This is a genomic window from uncultured Nostoc sp. (assembly GCF_964245445.1).
GTDB lineage: Bacteria > Cyanobacteriota > Cyanobacteriia > Cyanobacteriales > Nostocaceae > Nostoc.
Genome location: NZ_CAXTNE010000385.1, coordinates 1 through 5,807, shown reverse-complemented (window position 1 = coordinate 5,807; position 5,807 = coordinate 1). Strand labels below are relative to the sequence as shown.

Below are 5,807 nucleotides of genomic sequence, written 5' to 3'. Positions count from 1 at the left end.
AGGGGGACGAGGAGGAATTATTCAACAGGTCTCTCCCTTGTCTCCCCCTCTCCTTGTCTCTTCCCAATACCCAATACCTTATTTGCCCGCTACCATTGCAGGCATCAACACCGCATCAATAACGTGGATCACGCCATTGTCTGTCAAAATGTCTGTTTTGATGACATTGGCGTTATTTACCTTAAATTTACCATCGGCAGATTCAATGGCTACAATTGACCCTTCAAGCGTTTCTGCCTCATTAATCTGTACCAAATCATCAGACCGAACATCCCCACTAGCGATATGATATGCGACAATTTTCTGAAGCTTGGGGATATCTTCTAGTAGCGATTCTAAGGTTCCCTTTGGCAGATTGGCAAAAGCTTCGTCAGTTGGTGCAAATAGCGTGAAAGAACCAGGACTTTTTAGAGTTTCTATGAAATTTGCAGCTTCAGCAGCCTTTACCAGGGTATTGAAGTTTCCCGCGTTGATAGCAGTTTCCACAAGGTCAGCCATAAGGGTGTGTGACTTTAGTCAGATAATATTATAAGTAACTTATATTGACTAAAACACTCTCAACCTCTATCAAGAGAGAGGTTGCTAGCGATTAAATACACAGCATCAGATTTATCGGTACTGCTACACTGGGGAATGACCCCAAGAACCACTGATTATGCTAAAGCGTTCTAAGTTCGAGACAACTCAGTCTCAGATTATGCACCGTTCTGAGGAGCTGATTAGTGCAGCCTCAAATCGTTACCGCATTACGGTTCAGGTGGCCAATCGTGCTAAACGTCGGCGTTATGAAGATTTTGAAAATAACGAAGATGCGATGATGAAGCCAGTGCTAAGAGCAATTATCGAAATGTCCGATGAATTGACTCAGCCAGAAATTATTGGCGAACTATAAAAAAAGGCTTTAGAGAAGGTAGGATGAGCAAAAATTTATCGTTCATTCAACCCCTACTTAAACCTTGGCAGACACTCACTGCTTTAATGGTGGTGGGTGTAATTGTTTTGGGTTCAGGGGCGGACAAATCAATACATAGAAATTTATTTAGTATCCAACCTGCTTATGCTCAGAGAATCACACCTAGCGATGTTTGGCAGCTAGTATATCAGCAATTGCCAGATTTACCACGAGAAAATAACTATATCAGCAAAGAAAATGGGAAAGTTGCCGAAAACAACACCTTAGTAGGTCGCCTGATTACATATCACATTTATACCAAAGGGCGGGCCCCAATTTATCGTTTAGATTGGAAGCTTACTTTAGCTGATTACCTGGGTGCGAACGAAATTATGTATGATACTACCTATCCAGGCAATGAAACACTACGGGAAAATCCAATAGAAGGCGATCGCAAAGCCATTACTCGTCTCACCCGCAATCAACGAAATGCTCTAGTGCAAGTCTTAGTCAATATATTTAATCCAAGTTCCCAAAATACCGCACCTCCTAGCTCCAACACCACACCTAGTTCTAATACATCAACTACCCCACAGCCACCCCAACGAGGAGGGGCTGAACTACTTAAATGACCAAACCCACAGTCCAAAATCTTCCTTTGTGTTCCTTTGTGTTCCTCTGCGTTTAAAAAACTAAGCTATGGAACGCCTTGTAAAAACCGGATATGGTTGGCGTATAGGCCAGAACCCCGATGCACCTGAATTTAAAGGTTTAGTCGGTACAGATGATTGGGCAATTGAGTTAACCGAAGCCGAGTTGAATGATTTTTGCCGTCTACTAGCACAGCTAGCAGACACCATGAAACAACTCGCAACTGAATTAATGGAAGAGGAAAAAATCGCTTGTGAAGCCGAAAGCAATTTATTATGGATGGAGGTAGAAGGGTATCCTCATGCCTACAGTCTGCGCTTCATCTTAAATACAGGGCGGTGTGTAGAAGGTAAATGGGATGCTTCTGCTGTTCCCGATTTACTGCAAGCGACTGGGATGCTCAAGGTTTTTTAAATATGCCTGTTGCTTATCCCAGAGTTTTGCTGTATGATAGTAATCCTGACCGGGGCGTAGCGCAGCTTGGTAGCGCGCCACTTTGGGGTAGTGGAGGTCGTGGGTTCGAATCCCGCCGCTCCGATTGATGATAAGCCATGCCTGCTAGTCTTTTCAAAAGATTGGCAGGTTTTTCAATCAGGTCTGCGAGACGATACCAAATTCCTAGCACAAAATCATTCCAAAACTTCACCACAAATAATAATTGGAATGGGCACAAACAATGTAGGTAAACTATTATTATTCAGCGATTCGTGCATATTTGTTGACGGTAAACTTGCACCAATTCGCAATAGGAACGCTCGTGACAGTAGGAACAACAACGTGGGTTTTCCGGTTGCTGCTCCCCTCAGCACTTTTCTGCTGTCAGAATTGATAAATGGAAATTCATCGAGCGTACCAAAGAAGAGTCCGAACCTACTCCAGTAAGGTTGGTAAAAATCTCCGAATATGAAACCGGGTCGGATAGCTGTTTAACTTGTGGAAAACTTGTGGAAAAACTCAGATACTTTTCCACAGGGTAATTATACTTAATTAAGTTTTACTAGTAAAATCTCAAGTTTTCCACAGATTTATCCACAAAAAGTAAGATTTATCCACAATTAAAGTTAAATTTAATCAATTTTTATACGTTACTTAATATTTTTGACTATTTATTCATCCGTCAATGCTAATTATAAAAGTGGTGGTTGTGGAAAACTTCAAATACATCTTCAGGATAATTTTTGAGAACCGCTAGTAGCGCAAGGCGGAAGTCAACCCAACTCTTGGAGACAATGTTCGCGTTCGGGGAATTAAGAATTAAAAATTAAAAACTTAGGAATTTTTCTCAATTTTTAATTTTACATTTTCAATTTTTAATTAGAGCGTACTTTTACGGAGAAGCTACGCGCAGCGTCTCGTAAAGAAGCGACGGTTAAAAGTCACGCATAATAGTATTCCGAGCTTCTTGCGCCATTAGAAATGGTATGTTTATTTACGCTGTGATGTACTAGTCATATTGATGCGATCGCTCAGTTGGCGGATTGTTTGTGCTAAAGTGCGATCATTCTGGTGGAGTTGGGTAATTTTCTCGCAACTATAGATTACCGTTGTATGGTCTTTACCACCAAACTCCTCGCCAATTCTCGGCAAACTCAGAGACGTGTGTTGGCGCATGAGATACATTCCAATTTGACGCGCCCAGCTAATCTCTCTGCGTCGTGAGTTACTTTTGAGATCGTCTATTGAAACATCAAAATTATCCGCCACCACTTTTAAAATTGCTTCTGGGGTAGCTGCCATTTTTTCATTAGGCGGTTCTAAAACTGGTGTGATATTTTCTACCGTCATCGGTAAGCTCCAAATAGAAATATAAGCCACCGCCCGAATTAAAGCTCCTTCTAATTCTCTAATATTAGAAGTATAGTTAGAAGCAATATACTCAATCACATCGCGGGGAAGACTAATATTTTCATCCTCAGCTTTTTTCTGTAAAATTGCCATTCTAGTTTCTAAATCCGGCTTTTGGATATCTGCGATTAACCCCATAGAAAACCGAGAACAAAGCCGTTCTTGTAAGCTAGGAATCTGATTAGGAGGACGATCAGAAGCAATGACAACTTGTTTACCGGCTTCATGTAAAGTATTAAAAGTATAAAAGAATTCTTCTTGAGTGTATTCCTTCCCTTCAAGAAACTGAATATCATCCACTAATAAAACATCAGCCGCTCGATAATGCTCTCGAAAACTTTGCATACTATCTTTACGAATCGCTGTAATTAAATCATTAGTAAACTGCTCAGTCGAAACATAAAATATTTTACAATTAGGCGAAATTTCCCAGCGATAATGGCCAATTGCCTGCATGAGATGAGTTTTTCCCAAACCTACGCCACCACATAAAAATAAAGGATTAAACTCTTTACCTGGAGATTCTGCAACTGCCAAAGAAGCAGCGTGAGCCATCCGATTATTAGCACCAACTACAAACCGCGAAAAGACATATTTAGAGTTTAATTCAGTAGTTTTATGATTATGAGTAGGAATAGCTTCGGGAATACTGCTGGTATCTGGTGATTCCCAAGAAACCTCTCGTTCGCTCAAATGAGAAACTTCATCACCTTGAGCAACGGTAATGTAAATTCCTACGGGATGACCGAGAATATCTTGTACTACATGAGCAATGGTATTGATGTAATACTTCTGTAACCAATTACGAGCAAATGGATTAGGAGTACGGATTACCAAGCAATTATTTTCTAATCGCTCCGCACTAGCAGTTTTAATCCAAGTTTCAAAGGTGGGGCGGGATAGTTCAAGCTGTAGGCGCTCTAGTACCTGACTCCAGAGAGTTTCTATGGGAATTTTCATTATCCACCACCTTTGCTGCTAATCGTCACAATAGAAGAGAAAGCACTAATTTAGCATCCAGACACGCTAGACCTAGAATAAGCTTTTAAGTTGTAATCATTTTGGGACATACCCGGTAGGCAAGATCCTAACACCAGTGATTGATATGGAGAAGCAACGACACATGAAGACAACAAACCATGATTTAGCGCCCAAAAAGATTAATCCCAGGAGTTTACCTCACAGGTTATGGATGCTCTCATACGGGGTAGCAGTGGTGTTCCTGGGGAGCTGCTCTGTTCTACCTGCTAAAACCTTTGAGACTCGACAAAGCCAGACTCAAGCCCAAAACACAATAGAACCAAATCCGGTAATTGTCCCCCCGCCAATTATCTCTTCGTCTGGAGATCCTAATTTTGTGGTAAAAGTAGTGCAACAGGTGGGGCCTGCGGTAGTTCGCATAGATTCTTCCCGAACAATCACTTCTCGCGTACCAGACGAATTTAACGATCCATTTTTCCGACGATTTTTTGGAGATAGTGCGCCACAGCCTAGACAACAGATAGAGCGGGGTAGCGGCTCTGGATTTATCATTAACTCTTCAGGTCAAATTGTCACCAATTCTCATGTGGTAGATGGTGCTGATAGAGTAACTGTCACACTCAAAGATGGCCGGACTTTTGACGGGAAAGTGTTGGGTGAAGATCCGGTTACGGATGTGGCTATAATCAAAATTAATGCTAATAATCTGCCAACTCTATCTGTGGGTAACTCCGATGCCTTGCAACCAGGACAAGCAGTAATCGCCATTGGTAACCCTTTAGGCTTGAATAATACCGTCACTTCTGGGATTATTAGTGCTACAGGTCGTTCTAGTACTGATATTGGTGCTAGCGACAAGCGGGTTGATTACATCCAAACGGATGCTGCGATAAACCCTGGTAATTCTGGTGGCCCATTGCTTAATGCTCGTGGCCAAGTAATTGCGATGAACACAGCTATTATCCGAGGCGCTCAAGGCTTGGGCTTTGCTATCCCCATTAACACTGTGCAAAGAATTGCCCAGGAATTAATTGCTAACGGTAAGGTGGATCATCCTTATTTAGGTGTTCAAATGGTGACACTGACACCAGAAATTAAAGAAAGAATAAAAAATACAGCAGGCGATCGCTTAAATCTTACAGCTGATGACGGCGTTTTGCTGGTTGATATCGTCCCGCGATCGCCTGCATCTACGGCTGGACTCCGAGCCGGTGATGTGATTAAAAGCATTAATAACCAGCCTGTTACTAAAATTGAAGAAGTACAAAAGTTAGTAGAAAATAGTAAAATCGGCACTAAATTACCAATAGAAGTAGAACGCGATGGGCAAACTATCCAGTTAGGAGTCCAACCTGCTCCTTTACCCGTGAGACGCGAGGGATGATGTTTAGTCATTTGTCATTTGTCATTTGTCATTCTCCCCCTGCCTCCCCTATTC

At 41.8% G+C, this 5,807-nt stretch carries 6 protein-coding genes and 1 tRNA gene; 5 read left to right on the top strand and 2 right to left on the bottom strand.

The window, feature by feature from the left end; all coding sequences use genetic code 11:
- Nucleotides 1–78 precede the first annotated feature (78 nt).
- On the bottom strand, nt 79–498 hold the full coding sequence (locus ACFE90_RS35470; protein ID WP_375506948.1) for a fasciclin domain-containing protein: 420 nt from the start codon (nt 496–498) through the stop codon (nt 79–81).
- 157 nt (nt 499–655) lie between these two features.
- Between ACFE90_RS35470 and ACFE90_RS35465 the strand changes: the two genes are divergently transcribed.
- From ACFE90_RS35465 to ACFE90_RS35450, 4 genes are all read left to right on the top strand, one after another.
- The gene (locus ACFE90_RS35465; RefSeq protein ID WP_100900204.1) at nt 656–892 is read left to right on the top strand and encodes a DNA-directed RNA polymerase subunit omega; all 237 of its coding nucleotides are present in this window, start codon (nt 656–658) and stop codon (nt 890–892) included.
- Nucleotides 893–915: 23 nt separating this feature from the next.
- Nucleotides 916–1,524, top strand: coding sequence for a hypothetical protein (locus ACFE90_RS35460; RefSeq protein ID WP_375506947.1), 609 nt, complete (start codon nt 916–918; stop codon nt 1,522–1,524).
- A gap of 67 nt (nt 1,525–1,591) precedes the next feature.
- Entirely contained in the window at nt 1,592–1,957 is a 366-nt protein-coding gene (locus ACFE90_RS35455; protein WP_109010517.1) for a DUF1818 family protein, read from the top strand.
- A gap of 50 nt (nt 1,958–2,007) precedes the next feature.
- A tRNA-Pro gene (locus ACFE90_RS35450) sits at nt 2,008–2,081 on the top strand.
- Nucleotides 2,082–2,968: 887 nt separating this feature from the next.
- Here the strand turns inward: ACFE90_RS35450 and dnaA are convergent.
- Entirely contained in the window at nt 2,969–4,348 is a 1,380-nt protein-coding gene (dnaA, locus tag ACFE90_RS35445; RefSeq protein WP_375506946.1) for a chromosomal replication initiator protein DnaA, read from the bottom strand.
- A 163-nt stretch (nt 4,349–4,511) separates the two neighbouring features.
- Here dnaA and ACFE90_RS35440 point away from each other — a divergent pair, with 163 nt between their 5' ends.
- The gene (locus ACFE90_RS35440) at nt 4,512–5,753 is read left to right on the top strand and encodes an HhoA/HhoB/HtrA family serine endopeptidase (protein WP_375506945.1); all 1,242 of its coding nucleotides are present in this window, start codon (nt 4,512–4,514) and stop codon (nt 5,751–5,753) included.
- Nucleotides 5,754–5,807: the final 54 nt, after the last annotated feature.

Excerpts from the sequence above, each read along its gene's own strand:
- ACFE90_RS35460 (WP_375506947.1), top strand. The coding sequence starts at position 916 with ATGAGCAAAAATTTATCGTTCATTCAACCCCTACTTAAACCTTGGCAG.
- ACFE90_RS35440 (WP_375506945.1), top strand. The coding sequence starts at position 4,512 with ATGAAGACAACAAACCATGATTTAGCGCCCAAAAAGATTAATCCCAGG.
- ACFE90_RS35470 (WP_375506948.1), bottom strand. The coding sequence starts at position 498 with ATGGCTGACCTTGTGGAAACTGCTATCAACGCGGGAAACTTCAATACC.
- ACFE90_RS35455 (WP_109010517.1), top strand. The coding sequence starts at position 1,592 with ATGGAACGCCTTGTAAAAACCGGATATGGTTGGCGTATAGGCCAGAAC.
- ACFE90_RS35465 (WP_100900204.1), top strand. The coding sequence starts at position 656 with ATGCTAAAGCGTTCTAAGTTCGAGACAACTCAGTCTCAGATTATGCAC.
- dnaA (WP_375506946.1), bottom strand. The coding sequence starts at position 4,348 with ATGAAAATTCCCATAGAAACTCTCTGGAGTCAGGTACTAGAGCGCCTA.